Source organism: Ekhidna sp., from assembly GCF_965212185.1.
GTDB lineage: Bacteria > Bacteroidota > Bacteroidia > Cytophagales > Cyclobacteriaceae > Ekhidna.
In genome coordinates, this window is sequence record NZ_OZ243102.1 from 1,156,017 (window position 1) to 1,179,840 (window position 23,824).

A 23,824-nucleotide genomic window follows, 5' to 3' on the forward strand; every position below is an offset into this window, starting at 1 on the left:
TCTGGTCTGGATTGACATTCGTATAATTGTCTTTCAAAATCAATCAAAACATGCACAAGCAGAAAATTCTAATCGTTCTCTTCATTGTAGCTTCATTGATGCTATCAGCGCAAGATTCAGACCCAACAATGAGTTTTGAGGAGTATAACCCAATATCTACATTGGTAGTACCAGAAAATCCCGTGAAACGAGCCAAGTTTCCTTTTGTAGATATTCATAGTCATCAATGGAACCTGACGAAGGAGAGAATAGCATCATTGGTTGAAGAGATGGATGAACTAAACATGGGCGCAATGATCAACTTAAGTGGTCGTGGTTTTGATCGAGCAGCCGGAGACATTGGTACTCAGGAATATTTAGCCGGAATGGTGCGTAGGGTAGAAGGAGAAGCACCAGGAAGAATCATTGTATTCACAAATATCTCTTTTAAAGATATTGACGAAGAAGGGTGGTCAGAAAAAGCAGTAAAAGAGCTTGAAGAAGACGTAGAAGCAGGTGCACGAGGGTTAAAAATTTATAAGAGTTTAGGTTTAAGATATTCAGATAAAGATGGAAACAGGATTTCGATTGATGATCCAAGAATTGATCCTGTGTGGGCAAAATGTGGCGAATTAGGAATTCCGGTTTTGATTCACGCAGCTGACCCAGCGTCCTTTTGGGATCCAATGAATGCTGATAACGAAAGATGGTTAGAACTGAAACTACGTCCAGGAAGAAAGCGTGGTGCGGATGATCCGGCTCCATTTGAACAAATCATTGCTGAGCAGCATAATATTTTTAAAAAGCATCCGAACACGACCTTTGTAAATGCACATATGGGCTGGATGGCCAATAATTTGGATAAAGCAGGGGAGCACTTAGACATGTACCCGAATGTATACTTCGGAATTGGCGCTGTAATTGCGGAGTTTGGACGACAACCGAGAAGATCAAAAGCATTCTTTGATAAATATCAAGACCGAATTTTGTTCGGAAAAGATGCCTACAACCCAGAGGAGTTTTTTACATACTTCAGAGTACTGGAGACAGAAGATGAGTACTTTCCTTATTACAAAAAGTACCATGCCTTCTGGAGAATGTATGGTTTAGGACTATCAGATGAGGTATTGAAGAAAGTCTATTACAAGAATGCCTGTAAGATTGTTCCTGGATTGGAGCTCAGTCAGTTTGAAAAGTGATTTTATCCACAGAGAACACAAAGAATCCGCAAAAGGCTCAGAGAATTACTTAGATGATGACATCTCTGTTATCTCTGAGTTAGTCTCAAGGACCTCTGTGGTTAAGGTCAATGCTCCTTGAACTGCCGTTTCTTAATCATTCCGCCTTTTAGGTCCTTTACACTGTTCATTACGATGAATGCTTGTGGATCGATGGATTTGATTTCATTCTGCATTCGTCCAATTTCCAAACGAGTTATTACTGAATAAAGAATTTCCGTTTCAACAAGGTCTTCCCTTTTTCCAAATCCACTCATGCCTTGATAAATACTAACTCCACGTCCCATTTTATCTGTTATCATAAGTCGGATCGCCTCGCTACGTTTAGAGATAATGGTCACACCTATATACTCTTCTACACCCTCAATAACAAAATCGACCGTCTTGGAGGCAGATAGATAGGTAAGTATGGAATAAAGGGCTATTTCTATTGAAAGGACATATGCAGCAGTGGAAAAGATGAAAATGTTAAATACCAAGATTAAATCACCGATAGTTAATCCGGTTTTACGCCCAAGATAGATTGCCAGTACCTCAGTTCCATCCAATACACCTCCACCTCTCACTGAAAGGCCAATGCCTGCTCCAAGAAAAAATCCGCCAAAAACAGAAACCAACAGTTTATCAGTTGTAATAATTGGATAATGAATGAAATTCAATGCCAGGGCCAATCCGATTATGGCAATGATACTTTTAATCACAAAAGATCTGCCTATTTGAAAGTACCCAAGAATAATAAATGGGATGTTGATAATGACAATTAAAATTGGTAATGGATAACCAGTTATTACCCTTGTAAGAAGTGAAATGCCTGTCACACCACCATCAATAAAGTCATTTGGTAGTAGAAATCCATGCAAGCCAAAACCTGCTGAAAGAATTCCCAGAGAAAGGAAAATCATCTCTTTAAACCATCTGCCTGCATTGTCTTTTACCTCTATGGAATATCGAGCAATCGTATAATCGCTTATACGCTTAGCCCTACCACCAATCAAAGATTGCAAAGATTTGAAGAAACGATAAATTCCAGTCGACTTCATCTATTGTGATTTGCGGTAATATTCCATGGCTTTTGGCATATTGGCATTCAAATCAGCAATTCGTGTATCGTGAGAGGGGTGAGTTGAGACAAATTCTGGTGGCGCCTCTCCGCCACTTTGTGCGGCCATTCTTTCCCAGAATTTAGGAGCTTCTTGTGGATCATACCCAGCCATTGCCATAAAATAGAGGCCTAATTTATCTGACTCAGATTCATGCTTTCTTGAGAATGCAAGTATTCCTAAAGATGTTGCTGCTCCAGCTCCCTGCATGATAATTTCCGTTGGAATGGAAGGAGCACTACTGCCTCCAGTAAGGAGAATACTTACAGCAGACAAACCAAACTGAGCAGCGTATTGCTGGCTGATACGTTCGCGACCATGATTAGCGATTGCATGAGCAATTTCATGACCCATTACCACAGCAACACCGAGTTCATCCTGGCAAATAGGCATGATTCCAGTATAAAATGCCACTTTTCCACCCGGCATACACCAGGCATTGACAGTCTCTTCATCAATGAGATTAAACTCCCATTGATAGTCATTTAGATAATCACCTTGACTTTGATTATTAAAGTATTGTTCTACTGCTCGTTGGATTCTTGTCCCAACTCGTTTTACCATTCTCGCTTCGTCCGTTCCGGTAATAATTTTACTTTCTTTCTTTACTTGCTCGTATTGATCAAAGCTCATAGGGAAAATCTTGTCATTGTCAATGAGAGCCAATTGAGAACGACCACTCATAGGCACACTTGCACATTGTGATAAAACAAACGCTAGAATAATTAAAGAAATTGAAGTTATCTTTCGCATATCTTCTTGATTTTTGAATGAAGATAATCCATCCAGTTTAACAAATCCGTGGTGAGGATATTTTTTTAATTTGTTCATACTAACCACCAACTCCGTGCCAGATGAAGTGTATAGAAAGTAGATTGAAAGATTAAATTTTTGAGTTTTTGAAAGCTTACTTTATATATCAATGTTAGAAATTAGACCAACTTGTGAAAATTGCAATAAATCTCTACCACCGGAAAGTACTGATGCAATGATTTGTACATTCGAGTGTACATTTTGTAGAAATTGTGTTGACCTTTTGTCACAAGTATGTCCAAATTGTGGCGGAGGATTTGAGCAACGACCTATTCGTCCCGATCATCTTCTGGAAAAATATCCTCCAAGTAAAAACATTATTTATAAACCAGTCGATTTCAAAAAGCACGAAGAGCGTTTGAAACAAAGGAATTAAGGTCAAAAATATTTTATTTTTATTCCATGAAGAATATTAACTGGCTGGATCAATTTGCAAATCTCTTAGTAGTTATTCTCGGCATAAGTATCGCTTTTTGGCTGGAGGGCTATAAGGAAGAAGTAAGCAATGAAGAAAAAGAACGAAAGTATTTAGAATCTCTTCTTTCAGATTTGGAGGCAGATGTAGAGGCATTGGATACCTTGTTGTATTTTAATAAAACGATTATCAGTTCCTTAAATAACTTGTCAAACGCTAGTCTCGGGAGCCCTTTTGAAAGTGATTCAGCCTTAAGATGGAATGTTATGAGCATTCAATACAATCCACCATTTTCACCTCAACGAACTTCTTATGAATCGTTAAAATCATCAGGGGCTATTGAACATATTGATGATTTTGAATTAAGAAAGAGAATTATCGAATTATACGAGCAGTATTACCATGGTGCGGGTGAATACGATGGTGTACTAAATGATCATGTACGCGATTTTGTAAAACCATTTTACATGTATCAAATAAGATATTTTAAAGGGGGAGTTCTGAACCCTTCATTCTTACAGCAGCCCGAGTTCAGAAACATCATTTTTACCTATCAATACCTATTCGGACGAAAAGATGAATATTATAGCCTTGTCAGGAGTCAGATTTTGGAAATTGCACAGGAAATCAAAAGTCATTTAGCAAAAGAATAGATCTGACTTCTACTGCAGTTGATCTTTTTCATCTGGATTTAGTCGAAGCTCTGATTCTACCAAGAATGGTGTAGGAAGCTTACTATACATAATAGCCATTGTCAACGCCACTGTTATCAAGTGCAAAATTTCGCCATTAAGAAGCGCTACTACAGAAGCAAAAAGAGCACATCCTTCCAGTATTGCCAATCGAATAATATGTGCCGTTTGATAGGAAGCTAATTTTTGTTTTATATCCTTTCCAGCAAGATCAGTGTTCCGAATGATCGACTTAAAAACAACAGAATGAGATGCCAGAATGATAAAGAAATAAGCAGGAGAAAGGTAATTGAGAACCTCAATTGGTGTTCCGCTTATATTGTCTGATACCACAAGAAAAGCTACTAATACGGCAAATACTCCAGCGCCACCCATTAATGCAAAGTGGATGAGGCGGATGAGGTTAAGTTGTTCTTTTGGAGTAGCCATGAGCAATTGATTTAACTAAAGTTAGGCCAATTCTTCCCACTTTTCCATTAAGGCAGAAAGGTCTTCTTTTTTGGCATTGTACTCGATGGATACTTTTTCATATTCCTGAGGATTGTCATAAATCTCAGGTTCAGCCATCTTCGTTTCAAGACTTTGGATTTCAACTTCAAGAGATTCGATTTCTCCTTCAACCTTCTTTAACTCTTTAGCAGCTTGCTGTTCCTCAGCATTGCTGCGCGGTTTAGTCTTTTCCTTTTTTTTGGACGGCTTACTTTCTTTTATGCTCTCTTCTGTTTTTTTGTCTTTTTTGTTTTTGTTCCACCACCACTCAAACTCCTTATATTCACCTGGATATTCCTTCACTTCCTTATCTTCTATCCACCAGATCTTGTTGGCTACTTGTGAGATAAAATGCCTGTCGTGAGATACCAATAATAATGTTCCTTCATATTGCTGCAAAGCCTGAACAAGGATACTCACTGACATCATATCTAAATGGTTAGTTGGCTCATCCAGTAAAAGAAAGTTTGCCTCTGAAATCAATGTTTTAGCTAACGCTACTCTGGATTTCTCTCCACCCGAAAGAACTTTGATTTTTTTGAATACTTCATCGTCTGAGAACAAAAAACAGCCAAGAACACTACGTAATTCTTGCTCAGTTTTACCAGTGCCTGCTTGTTTAAGCTCCTCTAGTAGATCATTTTGCGTGTTAAGAGCTTCAAGCTGATGTTGCGCATAGAAAGAGTTAATCACATTGTGACCTGTCTGTATCTTCCCATCATGTGGTTCAGTGCCGGCTACTATTCTGAGAAGTGTTGATTTACCCTTACCGTTTGCGCCAATTAGTGCGATCTTGTCTCCTCGCTCAATCCCTATGGATGCGTTATTCAATATTTTAAGATCACCATAAGACTTAGAGATATTTTCCAGACGCTTTACGTGTCTCCCGGATTTTGTTTTAAAATTGAAGCGGAAGTTTACCTTCATATTTTCATCCACAACCTCTTCTACACGTTCCATTTTCTCCAGCATCTTCATTTTGGATTGAGCCTGGCTTGCTTTGGTCGCTTTAGCTTTAAAGCGCTCGATGAATCGCTCTGCTTCCTTTATCTTCTTTTGCTGATTTTCAAAAGCATTCTGCTGAAGCTCATTTCTTAAGGCTTTCTCTTCTTCATAGAAATCATAATTGCCGGAATATACATGCAAATCTGCCTGAGTGACCTCCACAACTTTATTGACCGTTCTATTGATAAATTCTCTATCGTGAGATACGATAATATAAGCTCCCTCATAAGATTGAAGGTAGTTTTCAATCCATTGAATGGAAGGGAGATCCAGGTGGTTGGTTGGCTCATCGAGCATGAGTAAACTTGGCTTTTCTAAGAGAAGTTTTGCTAGCATCACACGCATTCTCCATCCACCGGAAAATTCACTAAGTGGTCTTGATAAGTCTGCTGTTTTAAACCCAATTCCTTCCAGAATTTCTTCAGCTTTAGATTGTAAGGAATAGCCTTCATTCGCTTCAAATCTTTCTTGTAGTTTGGTGAGTTTATCTACAAGCTCATCCTTGTAGTTTTCCTCCATTTCCTTTATCACCTTGTCAATCTCTCTTTGAAGCTTCATAGTCTGTTCAAATGCGGTCATTGCAACCGATAATATTGAATCCTGAGTTTGAAAGGAGAGGAGGTCCTGATTGAGAAATCCAATCGTAGTGTCTTTACTCATTGAGATTTTTCCTCCGGAAGGTTGAACATCACCTACCATCATTTTCAGAAGGGTTGACTTTCCAGTTCCATTCAATCCAATGAGCCCTATTTTGTCTTTTGGTCCAATGAAAAGAGATGCCTCGTCGTACAATGCACGATCACCCAGAAAGTAGGAAAGATTCGTAATATCAATCATGGCCGCAAAAGTAATTGCATTGAAAGAGAGACCATTGATAAGGAAGAAAAACTATCGATTATAAAGGGATCATTACAGAGAATTTTGCCCCATGACCTTCTGCAGTATCTAAGTCTACACTGCCATTCAAAAGTTCTATAAGCGTCTTAACAATGGATAATCCAAGTCCAGTAGAACTTTCGCCTGCAGTAGGTCTGGCTGAAAGCCTTTGGAATTTTCTGAAAACCTTTTTTTTGTCTCTTTCAGAAAAACCCGGACCATTGTCAATAACCTCCATGTTTAATTGATTACAGGATACTTTTAGTCTGAAGTTAACCTCTCCTCCCTTAGGGGTGAATTTAATGGCATTGGAGATCAGGTTATCCGTGATCCTGCTGAGGATATTTAAATCAGTTCTTGCAAGCTTTGGTTTTGAGTCAAGATGACATTTAAAATCAATATCTTTCTTTTCAGCGGCTGATGTGAACGCCAACTGTTTTTGATCAAAAAATTCTTTGATATCAAAAGATTCTAATCTTATCTCACAGTCTTCTTGTTCGAATACTTTTAACTCGGTAAGATTCTCAATCATTGCGCGACCATCTATAGTCACTTTCCTGATCATGTCATTGAATTCTGCAGACTGACCTTCAAGATTGGACCCCATCAATTCACTAATACCTTGGATGCTCGAAAGAGGAGCTTTTAGATCATGAGCAACCACTGCCATCAGATGGTCCTTCTCCTGAATCGCTTTTTGCAATTCGGCATTCTTTGATTCAATTATTTTGTTTTTATCTCTAAGCGCTTTCGTTCGTCTTTCGATGATATCTTCAAGTTCCTTATTGACTTTCTTTAAATGGTTAGAAAGTTCAACTTTTCCTTTCTGTGCAAAATGATACCTACTAGCAATTAAAAACATCAATAGAATCACGTAAATGGTGATGCCGAAGTAGGTCATTTCCACGGAATATCCATCAATTACGTACTGATTACTGAGCATGTCGTGCAAGAGTGCGAAGAAGACAGCCAGGTATCCTATGAGCAGGTACTTAGTTCCATATTTTCCAACCAATGCCGCTCTGATCAAACAAACGAGTAAGTAGATTCCAATGATGATGTTATATACATGCAGGTATGGAATGATAGTGTAGCTGACTCTTGGTGAAACCATCAGCACATAAACTGATAAAATGCCTCCAATGATAGCCATGGTATTAATGGCTTTTTTATGAAAAAAATCAGGAAATATTTCTTGAAGAAATAGCGCATTTGATGGTCCTGTAAGCACAATAGCGAGGTAAAGTGTTTTCTTCATTTCTACCCAGCTTGCATCCGGAAAAATATCCATGATTGTCATGTATCCACGCGTGATCATGACCATGGATAATGAAAGACACACCAAAAAGAAATAGAAGGCTGACTTCTCTTTTGGATTAAGGACAAAAGTTGTCAATTGGAATAATCCTCCAATAATGATGCATCCTAAAATGATCAATTTGATGGTACGATTCCGCTCAAACTTATTTATCATTCGAGACTCAAAATTCACTGTTGGCGCGTACCAAAGTCCGCCAGTTTTATTTTCAAAATTGCTAATGTGAAGGATGAAGGTAACCGTATCACCGGAGTTTACACTGAAATCGAAAACACGATAATCAATTTTAGGTTTACTTTCATTTTTACTTTTCCCTGGCGTTCCAACCTGGCCTATAAGACTATTATTGGCATATAAATGGTAGGCTAGGCTTACTTCCGGGATTTCAATAGCAAGGACAGTATCTGGAAGATTACTGGGATAGACAATTGAGCGATAATAGGTGCCATATCCAAATGAGCCAATAGCCTCATTTTCCCACATGACCTCATTCCAGATATTGGGCAGTTCGATAGCGACACTATTGGTTGATTCTTCTATTTCGGAATAGCTAATGAAGTCGTTCATTATTAGGCGCCATTCACCTTTTAGTTTAAGTGACTGTCCTTCAAAAACAACAGGTTTTTCATTTGCGTAACTAAAAGAAACGACAAAGAATAGTAGAGTAAATGATAAAAATTTAGTGTTCAAGCTGATTTAAAACGATTGCGGACCGAAAGTAGAGAAAGAAAGTAATGATTTGAAGATTATTCTATTTAACTGGGTAATTATTCGATTGAATTTTCAAAATTGGTATTTTTAGATTTCTTAACTTCAAGGTAAAAATGATTATGAATAGGGGCTTTTTTCTTGTTTTGCTGATTTTTGGAATATCCTGTTCCTCTAATAATGCAAATACCTCAGTAGAATCTGAAGACAATCCGGATATTGATCTTACTTCCGCTGAAGGACTGGATTTAAATGCAATCGTGCTTCCAGATGGATTTGAAATTGATGTTTTTGCCAGGGTGAACAATGCACGGTCTTTAGCCCTGACCCCAAATGGAACTTTGTTTGTTGGTAATCGTGGTGGTGATAAGGTCTATGCAATCAGAGATACAGATGGTGATTGGAAGGCTGATGAAAAGTATGTGATCGCAAGTGGTTTGCGAATGCCAAACGGGATTGCATATAAAGATGGGTCTCTTTATGTAGCAGAAGTATCCAAGCTATGGCGCTTTGATAACATTGAAGAAAACCTAGACAATCCTCCAGAACCAGTCAATATCTATGATGATTATCCCACAGATGGACACCATGGATGGAAATACATTGCCTTTGGCCCAGACGGAAAATTATATGTTCCTGTTGGTGCGCCATGCAATATTTGTGAAAGTAAAAATGAAATGTATGCCAGCATTACTCGTATGAATCCTGATGGCTCAGGCAGAGAAGTTTATGCGCATGGGGTACGAAATACTGTCGGATTCACCTGGCATCCTGATACAAATGAAATGTGGTTTACAGATAATGGAAGAGATTGGTTAGGAAACGATGAACCGCCTTGCGAACTCAATAGAGTTTCAGAAGCTGGTCAACATTTTGGTTATCCATATTGCCATGGCGGGTATTTTAAAGATCCGGAATTTGGACATAAAAGGCCATGCGATGACTTTGTCAAGCCTGCACAAAATCTGGGGCCTCATGTTGCTCCACTTGGATTAAAATTCTGTACAAGTGATGCATTTCCTGCTGAATATAAAAACAAGATATTTATCGCAGAGCATGGCTCATGGAATAGGGACGCTGATGTTGGTCATACAGGGCATAAGATCACACTGGTATCTGAAGAAAATGGTGAGGGTGTAGCTTATGAAGATTTTGCAACTGGTTTTTTAAATAAGGAAACCAACACTGCCTGGGCACGACCTGTGGATTTGATTTTTGCGCCAGATGGATCGATGTTGGTTTCTGATGATTTGGCTGGTACGATATTCAGAATTTCATATAATAATTAGCATTTGATGAAAGATCTCGGATTTATCCGCGACTATTTTCGCCCAATACAACCATCAGTAAATGCCGCTAGCAATCCGGTTAGCTATTTGGAAGTAGCTCCTACAATCGAGTTGTCATCATTTATTGCTACAGGCAGCTTAATACGAGCAAAGATTTACAGACATTTCGGGATAAAAGATCCGAATGGAGTTGGAATAGACTTAGTTAAATATTCTGCACCATAATAGCAGAATGATTACCTAGTAACTTATTTTTTCTAAAAAAAAGCCTATATAATAAAATAGCCCCTCTCGGGGCTTTAATTATTGTTTGGTAAAAGTCAATGTATTTGTACATCCGGGAGTATCACTATCCGCATCATCAGTAATTATAACCGTAAATGAATTACTACCATTAAATGAATATTGAGCATCATCGCAATCACTGCCATTTTCACATATGTTTAATCTTGTTGCAGTAGCTGAAATTGAGCCTGTCTCTGTTGTTTGACTACCTGCTTCCATGAGTGTGTAACTACCGTCGGACTCAATGGTTATTTGAAGGCAGTATGGTTCAGGATCACATGTAAATGTTCCATTATCTTCCGAGTTGTTACATCCTGTGGCAGTAAGGCTATTTGCCTGCCACGTTCCAACGAATGGAGTGATAAAATCCGGACCTTCATCATCGTCACCACAACTTGAAGATGTCAAGGTAATTACAAGTGCAAGAACTAAATTTAAAATCTTCTTCATTTCTTTATCTCAGTTTTAATAATAAAGGTCAAATTAACTCTTTTTTGCTTTATCCTTAATGACCTTACTATAGTGGTGATACAAGGTATTAATAAACGACAGAATAATACCAACTCCAATAGTGATGTATAGGATGGTAAATAGTTTGCCCCAATCAGTCTGGGGAGCAAAATCACCGAAACCAATCGTTGTAAGCGTTATAAATGAGAAATAAAATGCGTCAAGATAACTCCAGTCTTCCAGTTCGTGATATACGATAGTCCCTATGATTAAAATGGTAACTCCAGTAAGTAAAAGGTCCCTGTATTGCTTGTCAGCCAGAAAGGTCTTAATGGTTTGAAAAAAGATCATGCTTCAATTTGAGTGATTCACTCAAAATTCGTCAAATCCCGCTTGTATACAAATCCAATTTCTCCTGACTGGTCTGAGATTCGAGCGAACTGGTGATTTATTGCCTGAACAGATATGAGATCACCAGAATTTAACGTATCGCTGTTTGGTGCTCTTATATCCATTTGTGTCTTAAGTATTAGATCTTTTGAAAGCGTCAATTGACTTCCAAGCAGTGACAGGTCTTCAGTAAATGCATCTGGGCGCTGATATTCAGGGACAATGAAAGCATAAGGATTGATGGGGCCATTTTTATATATGCCGAAATGTAGATGCGGAGGGGTGTAGCGTGCATTACCTGTGTTGCCCACCGTGCCGATGGTATCTCCTGGATTTACCATTTGGTAGCGTTTCACTTTTTGTTCCTGTAGGTGAGCAAAGTATAAATTGGTTCCTCTCTTGCGATCATATAACCAAACCACTTTTCCACCTAATCCTCTTGTACCTACAAATCTCACTTCAGCTTTGGTTGGCGCAAGGATAGGAGTGTGTCTTCTGGCAAAAATGTCTACTCCATGATGTTCGCGTTTCCCTCCATCCCTTGGATCACCAAAAACACTTTGAATGGCTCTTTTGTCCTTTCCAGCTACTGGAAATGCAAGAGTTGGTACATTCTCGATGGTGATGGTGAAATTCCCTCCCCTAAGAAGTTCAGGTTGAAGTCTGAGTAGGTATGAGGCATTTTTTCGCGGCTCAAAACCAAGCTGAAGTGAACTATCTGCAGAGGCAACATGTCTATAATCTTTCAATGAGTCATTTTCAACTCGAAATAGATCCACAAACACCCGTGTGGTATCATTGGTTATCAGCTGGAGATAGACCAACACCTTTTGACCTCTTTTAGCATCAAATCGATAACCTAAGGCATCAGGCTTCATTGGAGAAAGCACGAAAGCTTCCTGATATGGAAGTTGTATGTTGATCTGATTTTCAAATGGCTTGTCCGCTGCTTCTAGCCAATCTTTACCAAGAGCAGTGCTGAGTAAGTCTGCCTGCTTTAATGAATACCAATACGCTTCATGATCATTGCGCGGATAAAATCTTTCAGGTACTTTTTCTTTTGTGCATCCAAGTATCAGGAGTAGCACGATGGTTGTGGCGGTCATCTTCACTCTCATGACCAATTTTACGAATAAGTTGGGATACAGTTAAGGAAATTGGATCATTGGTTTCATTCTTTACTTACAGTTTCGCCGTGTTTGTAATTAACTATTTCTTTTAAATTGCCCTTCTTGTCATAGTATTTCCATTCACCGTGTCTTCTGTTTCGAACATATTTTCCTGAATATTCTATCTGACCATTCTTATAATAGGTGGTAAACAGATCCTGAAGCTTGTTTAATTCATAAATGCCTTCTGTTTTAATTTTTCCATTAGAATGGTACTCTTTGTAGGGCCCATATTTGTTACCAAATCGATAGGTTGTCTCGGAAATTTTATCACCATTATCATAATTCTCACTGATGCCGTGAAGCTTTCCTTTCTCGTAACGTTTTACCTCCAAAAGATTACCCTTACTGTTCCACGCTTTCCATGTTCCATGAGGCAGTTCATTTTGCAATTCTTTTTCTGTGATGAGCAGACCTTTATCAGTGAACTCTTTAATTGTAGCATTCAGCCCATTATTAGAAAAACTTGATTCTAATCTTACTTCTCCATTCTCATGATAGTCTAAGCTTTTGCCAACTCTGTAGCCATCCCTGTATTTATATTCACTCTTGGTGCTCCCATCATCATAGTATACCAGGTATTCTCCCTGTAAAGAACCATTTTCATAGTTTCCGACAGCCTTGAGCTGGTTGTTTTCATAGAACATCTTAACTGAACCGCTTCTATCTCCTTGCTTATTAATTACTTCCATTTCAAGCTTACCTGATGGATAATAGGTTTTATATGTTCCATCTAATAATCCATTGATGTATTCAGCTTCTAGTTTAATATTTCCATTTTCATAATAGTGTTTGGTGATTCCATTTGGCTTACCATTCTTATAGATTACTTCCTCTTTTATATTACCATTATCGAAATAGGTATAAACCGGACCATCAGGTTTACCATTTTCAAATGAGGTAGCGCCTTTTAGTTTTCCACTTTCATTATAAAGCTTAATCTCACCTACTATTGTGTCATTTTTAAAGGTGGCTTCTTGTAAAATCTTTCCATTAGGAGAGAAGATTTGTGTTAGACCTTCTCGAAGATCATTTTGATAGATGGTTTGCCGTTGTAGTGAACCATCAGGGTAATAATTGTAGAAAATTCCCTGTTTGCTACCCTCGTCAAATTGTCCCATTACGATGACATTGCCTTCCGGATCAAACATCTTGTAATCTCCATCAACCAGCGAGCTGTCTCCATTTACAATATGATATTCTTCTTTTAGTTGCCCCGTCTCATAGTAAGTTTTGATAGGGGTTTGGCAGAGGACAACTAAAGAATTTATGAATATTATGAGAAATGATAGTGATCTATACATAATGAAATAAAAAAGCCCTACGTATTAACGCAAGGCTAATTTATAAAATTGTTAAGATGAGTTTATACCTTCTCCACAACAATAGCAGAAGCTCCACCACCGCCGTTACAGATACCTGCACAGCCGATTTTACCACCTTTTTTGTTTAGAACATTTACAAGTGTTGTGATGATTCTTGCACCAGACGTTCCTAGTGGATGACCCATTGCAACAGCTCCACCAAATACATTAAGCTTGTCACCATCTAAGCCAAGCTTTTGTTGATTTGCAATTGCAACCGCTGAAAAAGCTTCATTTACTTCCCAATAGTCTACATCTCCTTGCTCGACTCCAGCGTGAGCAAGAGCACGTGGGATAGCCAAAGAAGGAGCAGTGGTAAACCAGATTGGCTCTTGAGCTGCATCTCCAAACCCTTTGATTTTTGCAATGAGTGTAAGCCCAAGTTCTTCAGCTTTTTCTTTACTTACCAAAACCAAGGCAGAGGCACCATCATTGATGGTTGATGCATTAGCAGCAGTAACGGTTCCTTCCTTATCAAACACAGGTCTAAGTGCAGGAATTTTATCAAAGTTTACATTTCTGAATTCTTCATCCTCGTCCATCACGACTGGATCCCCTTTTCTTTGAGGAATCTCTACAGCTACGATTTCATCTTTAAATTCACCAGCTTCTGTAGCAGATGCTACTCTCTTGTAAGAATTGATCGCATATTCATCCTGAGCTTCTCTGGAGATATTCATTTCCTTGGCGGTATTGTCCGCGCAGTTTCCCATTGGGAATTCATTGTAAACTTCCCAAAGACCATCGTGCATCAAACCGTCAATCATTTGGCCATGCCCATACTTATAACCAAACCTAGCTTTTGGAACATAGTAAGGGACGTTTGACATACTCTCCATTCCACCGGCTACTACCACATCATTGATACCAAGCATTATTGACTGAGCGCCAAGCATAACTGATTTCATTCCTGATGAACAAACTTTATTTACAGTTGTGCACGGTACATTGTGACCTATGCCAGCTCCGATAGCTGCTTGTCTCGCAGGCGCCTGTCCCAGGTTAGCAGAAAGGACATTTCCCATAAAAACTTCATTGACCTGATCTGCTGCCACCCCTGAGTTATCCAATGCTCCTTTGATAGCAAAAGTGCCAAGCTGAGTAGCAGAAAAACCTGCTAATTTTCCACCGAAACTTCCAATAGGGGTACGTACAGCTGATGCGATGTAAACTTCCTTCATATTAAATGTTGTTATCGTTTGTGATTAAAATCAATAAAAAGTCACGATCCCAATAATTATCGGGACTCGGGACCTCAAAGATCGTAAAAGTTGACCGCAATAAGAAGTTGTGGTTTAGTTCTGAATTGACATTATTTACCAATCAGGTTTACCACTTGGAGGGCGTTTGGTTGCTTTCCGCTTTTGATGCTGCAAGTATTTAATTTCGCTTTGCCGCATTGCTTCTAGTAGCTGTCTGGCTTTTTCCTCGGTAATACCCATTTCCTCAAGCTTTTCTTTGGTCATTTGCTCTTGAGATTTTTCCTGCTCTTGTTCTTCACCTTCCTGCTGATCTTGCTTCTGCTGTTCCTGGTTTTTCTTCTCTTCCTCGGATTGCTCCTCGTTTTCACCCTCCTGATTTTCTTTATTTTCCTCTTCGCCTTCTTTGTTTTGATCCTGATTTTGTTGATCCTGATTCTCGTCTTCTCCGTCTTTATTCTCCTGATCCTGATTCTGTTGATCTTGATTCTGTTGCTCTTGCTGCTTTTGCTCTTCTAGAAGTTTCTTTACTACTTCATAATTATATCTGGCGTCCTGATTGTAAGGGTCTGCTTTAATGGCGGATTTTAGTTGCTGCAATGCCTCTTCAAGCTTCCCTGCATCTTTGTTCATTACTCCCAGCTGTTGATAAGCAATAGACTTCATTTTTGAGTCCTCAGAAGTAGCTAATTGATTGTAATTACTCTTAGCTCCTGCAGTATCCCCTAAATGATAGTGAGAATGAGCGAGGTTTAATTTAAGCGCTGGATCAATAATACCTAGTGAATCACGAAGAAGCGTGTATTTTGCTAAGGCTAATTCATAATCTCCATTCAAGTAGGCAGTTTCTGCCTCTTTTTTTAGGGAATTGATCTTGGCGATCTCTTTGGGATCGTTCACAAAAATTGCCAATATGAGTAAAACGATTATTCTCATAGTTTTATCAATTTCACACTAAATAATACATCCATAACCATCAAAAGCAATGCCAGTCCTAAAAAATAGAAGTAGCGATTTTGAGTGGCATCTACTTGTTTTGCATCTCGCATTTCTCCTTCTACATTATTGATTGCACTTATCAAACGTGCTACATCGTTTCTTGATTCATTAATTTCAAAATATTCACCTCCTGTATTTTCAGCCAGATTTTCCAACGAGGATGAATTCAGCTGCGAGACAACTTCGTTTCCCTTATTATCTTTTTTAAATCCATTTCTTGTTGGGATTTTACTCCCTTGCTTTGTACCTACACCCAATGTGAATAAGGTGATCCCTTCAGATTCAAGTTCTTCTGCAATCCCATCTGTATTGTCACCAAAATCTTCTCCATCGCTTATCAAAATGGTGATCTTAGATTTTGATCTGGTAACCACAGTATCATCAGCAATCAGTTTTTCGGTGGCCATTTCGAGGGGAGGGCCAAAGTCTGTTCCGAAGTTTGGGACCATCCCTGTATTTAATGTTTGAATGAATAGGTTCAATGCATTATTGTCATAGGTTAGTGGACATTGCATATATGCCTCACTACTAAACATAATGAGTCCAATTCTATCTGAACTGAAAGCTTCAACGATATTTTTCAATTCAAATTTGACTTTTTCTAATCGAGAAGGTTGTACGTCTGGAGCATTCATCGATTGACTGAGGTCAATACAAATGAAAATATCTTTTCCAACCGTCTTAACTTCTCGTGAGGTGTCTCCAAAGCTTGGACCTAGGAGGGCTAATATGATGAGGGCGAAATAGATGGTCCTCATAATTGTTTTGATGAGAACTCTTTTAGCTGGTAATCCAAGTCTTTGTGTGGTGCGGATGACTCTCCAGATGAAACCTATATATAGGATTACAAATGCTGCTACAAGTGCTATTTCAAAAGTACCTATTGAACTCACCCACTTCATTCTCGCAAGATATTTGTATTGAAAGACTCCAATTTCATGGTCGGCAAATCTAACAGATCATCTAATCCTTTTTATCCACATTTTTACGGATTAACAATTTTTAAGGATGAATAGCCAAATAATTAAAAAAGTCTTGATTTAATAATGATTGGATTGCCCTGAGTACTCTCGCAGCTACAAATGATGTCTTTGTACTTTAGATAGCTTGGGGTGTACACTTCTGTATCAATAAAAAAATGCCCATTGCTATACATAAGTAGTTTTATGTTTTGATCAACGGGATCCAAAAACTTGTCCTGAATTAAAGTTCCTATATAGAATTTCTGGTCTTTACATGGTTCTGATGTTTCCAACCATATAATATCCCCTTCATTACGAGTTTTGATTGAAATCGAATTTTTAGCTGTGCCGTCAAGTAAAAACTCTTTTGTACCAATCCCTGGATAGCCAAAACCATAATTAATTTTTGCTTTCAGTTTGCCATTCGAATAATAGATTTTTCTAATACCATCAAGCTTATCGTTTTTATAAGAAGTAGCAGCATATAGCTTTCCGTTCTCATAATATTTTTTTGAAGCACCTTCACGTTTTCCATTAACATAGGGCATTGCTAAAAGAATGGTTTCACCATCATCATGGTAGAGGTACGAGGTGCCATGTTTTATACCCTGATTGTAGTTAACTACGGTCTTTAGCTTATTATCCTTGGTAAATTGTCTTATTTCGCCGTGCTTAACTATTGGTTCCTTATCATCTGTTGTTTCATTCGTTATCAAATTGAACATTTCCAGGTAAGAGGAACTCATTCCGATGATGCTAATGATCACTAATGCTAATAGAATTTGGGTTTTGTTCATTGGCGAAAGAATTAATTCAGGAAATTACTAAAGATTTGAGTCAACAAAATGGATTTTTGACGGTAACTTTTATATTTGCACTCCTTTTTAGGATGTACCAGTCAAACGGGTTCAAATCTATGAAGGTTTTGACTTCAAAAGAGGAGTCATTTTTAGTATGAATCAAATTCATTTGAATAATTCAGAATAGCCCGGAGAGGTGGGTGAGTGGCTGAAACCACATGTTTGCTAAACATGCGTGCGAGAAATCGTACCGGGGGTTCGAATCCCCCTCTCTCCGCAAACAAAATGCTGCGAAAGCAGCAACCGGAGAAAATCCGAATCAAGTTTTACTTGTAAAAGGATTTTAAGAGGTTGGTCTGATACGAAGTATCAACATTTTGTTTCATCTTCCCCCAAAAGGGGATCATGAAATAATCCCCCTCTCTCCGCAAACAAAATGCTGCGAAAGCAGCGATAACGATCCGGTTCGCTAGCTCAACTGGATAGAGCAACTGCCTTCTAAGCAGTAGGTTCCAGGTTCGAGTCCTGGGCGAATCACTTAAACCCCGACAGAAATGTTGGGGTTTTTTTGTCTTAACAAAGAGGGATTGTGAAATAATCCTCCCTCTACAAAATCCTGCGTAAGCGGCATATATCCAGTTCGCTAGCTCTTCCGATATCTTTCGGAAAAATAGAGCAACCGCGCTCCACTTCGGTTCTAGTCAGTGGGTTCTAGCCGGGTGGACGTTTTTTGGCGGTTCGCCGCTGCGATCGAGTCAAGACGTGGCTCAGCCAGTCTTGATGCTGACAAGCTGAAGCTTTGTCATGCATCCTGGGCGAATCACATAAACCCCGACAGAAATGTGGGTTTTTTTTTGTCTTAACTAACAGGGATTGTGAAATAATCCTTCCTCTACAAAATCCTGCGGAAGCAGCATATATCCAGTTCGCTAGCTCTCTTGATAGCTACCGGAAGGATAGAGCAACTGCTTGCTCCACTATGGTTCTAGTCAGTGGGTTCCAGCTGGATGGACGTTTTCGGTGGTTCGCCGCTGTGATCGAGTCAAGACAGAGCTCAGCCAGTCTTGATGCTGACAAGCTGAAGCTTTGTCATGCATCCTGGGCGAATCACATAAACCCTGACAGAAGTGTTGGGGGTTTTTTGTCTTAAACTCAAAGGGGTCCTAGCTCATCAAAAACTGCATGGCTTCTTCCCTTGACTCAAACCAATCAATTCTTTTGCTATTGATTGCGCTTGCATCAATGCGTTTAGCTGCAACCATCTCTTTAAATATCAGTTTACCAAATCCAACGGACGCCCATTTTGAAACGTGACCTTTAATGGACTCAAAATAGGTTGGGAAATATTCTAAAATCTCCTCTTTCAGTTTGACTTTGGTAATAATTTCAAGGACTAATGCTGATGAAGGTTCATATTCTTTAATGTAATCCAATGAAAGTTTCATCAACTCAAACTGATTTTCATGAGATACCATTGAGTAGTCAATGATGACTATTTCAACTTCATCATGTACCTCCGTGTATAAACCTTTCATTTGAGTTAATAGATAGACCCAATTTTAAATATATCGAAATGATTCTTATTCTGTGTATGTTATTATCAGTGGGTCACTTTTCCTTATTCTTGTGTATTAAGAATAATCACTTATCTTTTGATCATTAAAATCCACCAATATGCTAACTGACTTTCAGAAAGAGAAGATTTCACACTATTTCCATGTTGTTCTGGACCAAGACAGAAATGGAGTCCTTGAAGAGAATGACTTTAGAGAGATAGGAGAATCATTGTGTGTACTCTGGATGTTTAAGCCTGGTACCAAAGAGTATGAAGAAGTTATTGATAAAAATATCCAAAGCTGGAATATGTTTAAAAAGTATTTCCAGAAACAAAAAGGAGAGGCAAATGAAGAACAATTTCTCCGCTTTTTTGATGTGCTGCTAAAACCAGGCAATGAAGAGGTTTACAAAAGATGGGTTAAATATATGATTAGCTCAATTTTTGACTCTTTTGATGTGAATGAAGATGGTGTAATGTCAGTGGATGAATATTCTGATATGTTTATGTGCTATCACATTCCAATCAAGCACTCAGCAAGAGCATTTGTCAAACTGGATAGAGATGGTGATGACAGCATCACTAAAAAAGAATTGATACGGGCAGTTGATGAATTCTTTAGATCCAACGATGAAAATTCTCCTGGTAATTGGCTGTTTGGATTCTGGGGAGACAAGGATTAAAAAATCCCGGCTATTGCCGGGATTCCATACACCTACACTATTTGAAACTTACATAGCTTGTTGTCTAAGCTGTCCTTAGCTGGTTCATATAAGTCTGACACTTATCTTTAGATCCTATATATAGAATCTTTAAGTTCTTCTTCACGATCCACTCACCGGAATCTGATTTCGATAGTTTGATAGCATCTTTCTTGGCAAAAAAATTGAATAAGTTAATCATAGCTGTCTGTTTAATCTGTCAAATATGATTCAAAGATCAGTTCAAATACTACAATTAAATATTAGTATTGTACCATATATGGTGATAGGTATATTACCTAATTAATTTAATAATTTCAATATCAAATTGAATTATTTAAAGAAACACGCTACTTATTTACTCATATAATCAAGAGTAAGACCCATCATGGCTTTCATTCCTAATTTCATACCTGAATCATCCACATAGAAATCAGGCGTGTGATGACCTGATACTTTTTTGGGGTCACGATCCGGTGGACATCCACCTACAAAAAAGAACAAACCCGGAATCTCTTGCTGGAAGAATGAAAAATCTTCAGCACCTGTGATTGGTTTAATAAACTCAACATTTTCTTCTCCAGCGGCACGTTGAAGGGAAGGAAGCATTTGTTCATAAAGCTCTGGTTGGTTATAGGTTACTGGATAGCCACTATCAATCCAAACTTCAACTTCAGCATTGTTAGACTCTGCGGTTTTTGTTGCCACTTCCCTGATACGTTGTAATATTTGGGTACGCATGTCCGGATCAAGTGTGCGAATGGTACCAAGCATGTAAAGGTCCTCCGGTATGATATTGTACCTCACTCCTCCATGAATGGCTCCAATAGTAATCACGGCTGGCGCTTCAGTCAATTTCATATTTCTACTCACAATGGACTGTAAATTATTTATGATTTGAGCGGCAGTCACTACAGGGTCAATACCATCCCATGGAGCTGAACCATGGGCTTGCTTTCCTTTGATATCAATTCTCATCGAATTTACAGCAGCGAGTATACCTTCAGGTCTAACCTTAAGCGTACCAACTGGAGTCTGTGCATTTATGTGTAAACCAAAAATGGCATCAACATCTGGATTCTTAAGCACTCCTTCTTTTACCATTAGCTCTGCACCTCCCTCTTCGCCTTTGGGCGCACCTTCTTCAGCTGGCTGAAAGATGAATTTAACTGTGCCAGGTACCTGGTCTTTTATTTCATATAGCATTTTAGCAACGCCAAGTAGAATACTGATGTGTGTATCATGTCCGCAAGCATGCATGACCGGTACTTGCTCTCCATTGTATTCTCCCATTTGTTTGGAAGCCCATGGAATATCTACTCTTTCTTTTACTGGAAGACCGTCAATGTCAGCTCTTAAACCAACTACAGGACCGGGTTTACCACCTTCAAGAATAGCTACTACGCCAGTCTTTGCTATGCCGGTTTGCGGTTTATAACCAATATCAGTTAGAATCTGAACAATCCGCTCTGCTGTCTTAAACTCACGATTACTCAGTTCTGCATTTTGATGAAACCAGTGACGCCACTCAATGACATCTTTCTCTGTTTGAGCTACGAGCTTTTCAATTTGATTGTCAAAATTTTGACCCAGTAATGAAACGCTAAATGTTAATAAGGATAGGACTAATAGTGTTTTCTTCATCGTCAGTTAGATTTTAGACCATAAGTTACAACTCATCCTTCTAATTCTACAGTTCGGTAGAGTAGATTGGTTAGAGAATGTGATAGGTGGGACTTTTGAATCGAATCCAAAAGTCAAAACCGAATGAAATCTTTCTTTTACCTTTTACTTACTACCGCTTTATTTTCTTCTCACGCACAACGAACTTTATCAGGGGAAGTTACTGATAAGTCTGGTGAGCCTTTATTGGGAGTAAATGTTTATTTGAAAGGAACGTATGATGGAGCCACCACAGGAATAGATGGTAGATTCTCTTTTAAAACTTATGAGAGCGATAGCTTGATTTTGGTGGCCTCTTTTATCGGATTTAAAGAAGCAAACATTCCAGTCACTCAGCAAGGCACCTTTCAAATTGTATTGCAAGAAAAGATCAGTCAATTGAATGCTGTAGTAATTACAGCTGGAGCATTTCACGCTTCTGAAGAGGGGAAACGTGAGGTATTGAAACCACTCGACATTGTTACTACCGCCGGCGCAACTGCCGATATTCCGGGTGCATTGAATACCCTTCCAGGAACGCAAACGGTTGGTGAGACTGGAAGACTCTTTGTGCGTGGAGGAGACGGAAGGGAGACGAAAACATTTATAGATGGAATGCTTGTCCATAATGAATATGGTCCGGCAGCTCCCAATACTCCTAGTAGGAGCCGGTTTTCTCCATTTATGTTTAAAGGGATGAGTTTTTCAACGGGGGGCTACTCTGCTGAATATGGACAGGCTTTATCCTCTGCTCTCATTCTTCAATCAAAGGACCTAGCGGATAACAATAGAACAGACATTTCACTCATGTCAGTAGGAGCAGATATTTCAACAACTCGTTCCTCGGAGAATAGCTCAGTTGCAGGTAAGATTCAGTATACCAACCTAACGCCATATTTTCAGATTGCGCCTCAAAACCTTGATTGGAATAAAGCTCCACGAGGTGTGGATGGAAATTTCGCTTATAGATTAAAAACAAGTAAGACAGGTATGCTAAAATTTTATAGTAACCTGAGTACTTCGGAAATGGATTTGTATGAGTCAGATATAGCAAATCCTGAAATTCTGCTTCCGGTTAAAGTTTCGAATGACTATGCTCATGTAAATGCTTCTTATAAAGAAGTGCTTAATGAAAAATGGGGAATTCGTGGAGGACTGTCCTTCACCCAGAGTAAAGATTTAGCATCGATTGACGTAAAAACTCAGGACCAGGACCTGAAGGGCACACACACAAAGCTGGTGGCTGATTATCAGCATACGGACAAGGTCGCGGTGCTATTTGGTGCGGAAGTAATTACCAGAAAATTGGATCAGAAACTATCAGATGAAAATGGAACTTTTAGACAAAGTTTTGACGAAGTACTGAAAGCAGGATTTCTTGAATCAGAACTATTTGCATCCTCTGCACTCGCGTTTAAAATAGGAACCAGAGTGGAGCATAATAATTTAAGCAACGAGACCCTGGTATCTCCTCGTCTTTCAGGAGCGTATAAAACGGGAGTCAACAGCCAGGTTTCCATTGCTTATGGTGAGTTTTATCAAACCTCACAAAATCAAATCATTCTTTCTGACAATGCTGCTCAGTCTGAAAAGGCGACTCATTATATAGCTAATTATCAATGGTTGAAAGAGGGGCAGAGCTTCCGGGTAGAAGCCTATGAGAAAAAGTATGAGCAACTAGCTAAATACAGCTCCATATTTGATCCTACCTCCTATGCATTTAATGGAGATGGTTCGGCAAGGGGACTTGATTTTTTCTGGAGAGATTCTAAGACATTTAAAAATACAGATTATTGGGTGAGTTATTCATACTTGCAAACAGAACGTAACTACAGAGATTTCCCTGGCTCTTATACACCTGCATTTGCATCTTCACACAATCTATCAATAGTAGTCAAGAAATTTATTGAGGACATCAAAAGCCAAATAGGATTGACTTATTCTTTTGCAAGTCCACGAATGTATAACGATAGCAATAGTGAGCAGTTTTTATCTGCTAAAACACCCTCTTATCATGATCTAAGCTTCAATGTCAGCTATCTGTACAGCAATCAGGTGATTGTACATGCTATGGTCAATAATGTACTCGGAATTAAAAATATCTATGGTTATGAATTTGCAGATTCTCCGGATAACGATGGAGTTTATGCGAGCCGGGCAATCACCCCGCCAGCGCGAAGATTCATTTTCCTTGGAGTGTTTATTACACTTTCTAAAAACAAAGGAATTAATCAATTACCAAATCTTTAAACGACTAAAATGGAAGGAAAGCGAATCAATAAAACTTTTGAAGAAACAAATGATCGAATTCAAAAAATATCTCATATGCATGCGATATGACAAGTTTTAGCGGAAACCTTCAATGA

At 38.8% G+C, this 23,824-nt stretch carries 22 protein-coding genes and 2 tRNA genes; 9 read left to right on the plus strand and 15 right to left on the minus strand.

The features are described from left to right. The first annotated feature begins 50 nt into the window (after window positions 1-50). The gene (locus tag ACOMC3_RS05045) at window positions 51-1,178 is read left to right on the plus strand and encodes an amidohydrolase family protein (RefSeq protein ID WP_420318441.1); all 1,128 of its coding nucleotides are present in this window, start codon (window positions 51-53) and stop codon (window positions 1,176-1,178) included. Between the two features lie 107 nt (window positions 1,179-1,285). On the opposite strand, the gene ACOMC3_RS05050 is transcribed toward ACOMC3_RS05045, so the two are convergent. Further along, on the minus strand, window positions 1,286-2,257 hold the full coding sequence (locus tag ACOMC3_RS05050; RefSeq protein ID WP_420318442.1) for a YitT family protein: 972 nt from the start codon (window positions 2,255-2,257) through the stop codon (window positions 1,286-1,288). Further along, window positions 2,258-3,070, minus strand: coding sequence for a M48 family metallopeptidase (locus tag ACOMC3_RS05055; RefSeq protein WP_420318443.1), 813 nt, complete (start codon window positions 3,068-3,070; stop codon window positions 2,258-2,260). It abuts the gene before it with no gap. A 169-nt stretch (window positions 3,071-3,239) separates the two neighbouring features. On the opposite strand from ACOMC3_RS05055, the gene ACOMC3_RS05060 reads away from it, so the two are divergent. Further along, the gene (locus tag ACOMC3_RS05060) at window positions 3,240-3,506 is read left to right on the plus strand and encodes a DUF1272 domain-containing protein (RefSeq protein WP_420318444.1); all 267 of its coding nucleotides are present in this window, start codon (window positions 3,240-3,242) and stop codon (window positions 3,504-3,506) included. Window positions 3,507-3,532: 26 nt separating this feature from the next. Next, complete coding sequence (locus tag ACOMC3_RS05065; protein ID WP_420318445.1) at window positions 3,533-4,198, plus strand: DUF6090 family protein; 666 nt, start codon at window positions 3,533-3,535, stop codon at window positions 4,196-4,198. A gap of 9 nt (window positions 4,199-4,207) precedes the next feature. Here the strand turns inward: ACOMC3_RS05065 and ACOMC3_RS05070 are convergent, their stop codons facing one another. From ACOMC3_RS05070 to ACOMC3_RS05080, 3 genes are read right to left on the minus strand one after another with little or no spacing between them, the layout of a single operon-like run. After that, the gene (locus ACOMC3_RS05070; RefSeq protein ID WP_420318446.1) at window positions 4,208-4,666 is read right to left on the minus strand and encodes a hypothetical protein; all 459 of its coding nucleotides are present in this window, start codon (window positions 4,664-4,666) and stop codon (window positions 4,208-4,210) included. A 21-nt stretch (window positions 4,667-4,687) separates the two neighbouring features. Next, complete coding sequence (locus ACOMC3_RS05075; protein ID WP_420318447.1) at window positions 4,688-6,568, minus strand: ABC-F family ATP-binding cassette domain-containing protein; 1,881 nt, start codon at window positions 6,566-6,568, stop codon at window positions 4,688-4,690. 58 nt (window positions 6,569-6,626) lie between these two features. Next, complete coding sequence (locus ACOMC3_RS05080; RefSeq protein WP_420318448.1) at window positions 6,627-8,615, minus strand: ATP-binding protein; 1,989 nt, start codon at window positions 8,613-8,615, stop codon at window positions 6,627-6,629. A gap of 134 nt (window positions 8,616-8,749) precedes the next feature. On the opposite strand from ACOMC3_RS05080, the gene ACOMC3_RS05085 reads away from it, so the two are divergent. Beyond that, window positions 8,750-9,922: a PQQ-dependent sugar dehydrogenase gene (locus tag ACOMC3_RS05085; protein ID WP_420318449.1), complete on the plus strand. Its 1,173-nt coding sequence runs from the start codon at window positions 8,750-8,752 to the stop codon at window positions 9,920-9,922. Window positions 9,923-9,928: 6 nt separating this feature from the next. Next, window positions 9,929-10,147, plus strand: coding sequence for a hypothetical protein (locus tag ACOMC3_RS05090; RefSeq protein WP_420318450.1), 219 nt, complete (start codon window positions 9,929-9,931; stop codon window positions 10,145-10,147). Between the two features lie 78 nt (window positions 10,148-10,225). Here the strand turns inward: ACOMC3_RS05090 and ACOMC3_RS05095 are convergent, their stop codons facing one another. The 8 genes from ACOMC3_RS05095 to ACOMC3_RS05130 form a co-directional block, all read right to left on the minus strand. After that, complete coding sequence (locus ACOMC3_RS05095; protein WP_420318451.1) at window positions 10,226-10,657, minus strand: hypothetical protein; 432 nt, start codon at window positions 10,655-10,657, stop codon at window positions 10,226-10,228. Window positions 10,658-10,690: 33 nt separating this feature from the next. Next, window positions 10,691-11,008, minus strand: a complete 318-nt coding sequence (locus tag ACOMC3_RS05100; RefSeq protein WP_420318452.1) for a potassium channel family protein — start codon at window positions 11,006-11,008, stop codon at window positions 10,691-10,693. Window positions 11,009-11,025: 17 nt separating this feature from the next. Beyond that, window positions 11,026-12,165 (minus strand): M23 family metallopeptidase, encoded by a 1,140-nt coding sequence (locus ACOMC3_RS05105; RefSeq protein WP_420318453.1) that lies wholly within the window; start codon window positions 12,163-12,165, stop codon window positions 11,026-11,028. 53 nt (window positions 12,166-12,218) lie between these two features. Further along, entirely contained in the window at window positions 12,219-13,520 is a 1,302-nt protein-coding gene (locus tag ACOMC3_RS05110; protein ID WP_420318454.1) for a toxin-antitoxin system YwqK family antitoxin, read from the minus strand. Window positions 13,521-13,582: 62 nt separating this feature from the next. Further along, entirely contained in the window at window positions 13,583-14,761 is a 1,179-nt protein-coding gene (locus ACOMC3_RS05115; protein WP_420318455.1) for an acetyl-CoA C-acyltransferase, read from the minus strand. A 135-nt stretch (window positions 14,762-14,896) separates the two neighbouring features. Then, window positions 14,897-15,715, minus strand: coding sequence for a hypothetical protein (locus ACOMC3_RS05120; protein ID WP_420318456.1), 819 nt, complete (start codon window positions 15,713-15,715; stop codon window positions 14,897-14,899). Next, window positions 15,712-16,680: a vWA domain-containing protein gene (locus tag ACOMC3_RS05125; protein WP_420318457.1), complete on the minus strand. Its 969-nt coding sequence runs from the start codon at window positions 16,678-16,680 to the stop codon at window positions 15,712-15,714. The genes ACOMC3_RS05120 and ACOMC3_RS05125 overlap by 4 nt, the downstream gene beginning before the upstream one ends. A 122-nt stretch (window positions 16,681-16,802) precedes the next feature. Then, window positions 16,803-17,537: a toxin-antitoxin system YwqK family antitoxin gene (locus ACOMC3_RS05130; protein ID WP_420318458.1), complete on the minus strand. Its 735-nt coding sequence runs from the start codon at window positions 17,535-17,537 to the stop codon at window positions 16,803-16,805. 193 nt (window positions 17,538-17,730) lie between these two features. Between ACOMC3_RS05130 and ACOMC3_RS05135 the strand changes: the two genes are divergently transcribed. Next, window positions 17,731-17,817: transfer RNA gene (locus ACOMC3_RS05135), tRNA-Ser, on the plus strand. 186 nt (window positions 17,818-18,003) lie between these two features. Next, a tRNA-Arg gene (locus tag ACOMC3_RS05140) sits at window positions 18,004-18,077 on the plus strand. Between the two features lie 626 nt (window positions 18,078-18,703). Here ACOMC3_RS05140 and ACOMC3_RS05145 read toward each other — a convergent pair. Next, entirely contained in the window at window positions 18,704-19,075 is a 372-nt protein-coding gene (locus ACOMC3_RS05145; RefSeq protein WP_420318459.1) for a hypothetical protein, read from the minus strand. Window positions 19,076-19,214: 139 nt separating this feature from the next. Between ACOMC3_RS05145 and ACOMC3_RS05150 the strand changes: the two genes are divergently transcribed. Next, on the plus strand, window positions 19,215-19,778 hold the full coding sequence (locus ACOMC3_RS05150; RefSeq protein WP_420318460.1) for an EF-hand domain-containing protein: 564 nt from the start codon (window positions 19,215-19,217) through the stop codon (window positions 19,776-19,778). Window positions 19,779-20,150: 372 nt separating this feature from the next. On the opposite strand, the gene ACOMC3_RS05155 is transcribed toward ACOMC3_RS05150, so the two are convergent. Next, on the minus strand, window positions 20,151-21,440 hold the full coding sequence (locus ACOMC3_RS05155; RefSeq protein ID WP_420318461.1) for an amidohydrolase: 1,290 nt from the start codon (window positions 21,438-21,440) through the stop codon (window positions 20,151-20,153). A gap of 123 nt (window positions 21,441-21,563) precedes the next feature. On the opposite strand from ACOMC3_RS05155, the gene ACOMC3_RS05160 reads away from it, so the two are divergent. Further along, complete coding sequence (locus tag ACOMC3_RS05160) at window positions 21,564-23,708, plus strand: carboxypeptidase-like regulatory domain-containing protein (RefSeq protein ID WP_420318462.1); 2,145 nt, start codon at window positions 21,564-21,566, stop codon at window positions 23,706-23,708. Window positions 23,709-23,824 lie beyond the last annotated feature (116 nt).